This window comes from Laceyella putida (assembly GCF_042665195.1).
GTDB lineage: Bacteria > Bacillota > Bacilli > Thermoactinomycetales > Thermoactinomycetaceae > Laceyella > Laceyella putida.
The window spans coordinates 1-617 of the sequence record NZ_JBHTBW010000034.1; the positions used below are offsets into that span (position 1 = coordinate 1).

1 pseudogene is annotated in these 617 nt (G+C 42.9%); it reads right to left on the reverse strand.

Going from position 1 to position 617, the window contains the following annotated elements:
* Positions 1-617 (reverse strand): annotated as a pseudogene (locus ACFQNG_RS11555) (nuclease/transposase family protein); the annotation flags it as partial.

Sequence of the window (617 nt, forward strand, 5' to 3'; positions counted from 1 at the left end):
GTTTTGCCCAGTTTTCTACGTCTGGCTGAATAGCGTCTGCGAGTATAAGCACATTCATTTCCTTTAAAAGAGAGAGACTGGGTTCCCACACTGGCTACAGCTAAGTAGCGCAGACCTAAGTCTACTCCCATCGCTTTTTGATCTTGGCTTTTCTGCACATCAAATGAGATGGCAATAGCCAGAACCCATTTCTGTTTCTTCTTGTAGAGCTTTCCGGCTCCTTGCTTAGCAGTACCCGCTATGATTCGTTCTAACCATGCTTGTTGAAAGGGACGAGCCACTACAGGAACGCTAATCTTCTTTTCTAGAGTGGGAAAAGCAACCGTGTAGAAAGCTCCCGCTTTCTCTATTTTTAGATTCTGATTATTAAAGCAACACCACATCTTCTTAAAGGTCTTCGCCTCTTGATTTTTCATTTGGGACTTCACCTCACGAATCGTTTGATTCGTGACAGCCGAAGGACTTTTCAGAAGAAAATTCTTTGAATATCTTACTTGTTGCTTTGGTCACTTCTGGATGTGTGAGTAACCAGTTCGCAAATTCCGTATTCATCTCAGTCATTCGTTGGTACATCTGCTGTTTAGCTTGGGTTGGTTTATGTAGCTCTAAGCGTAGTG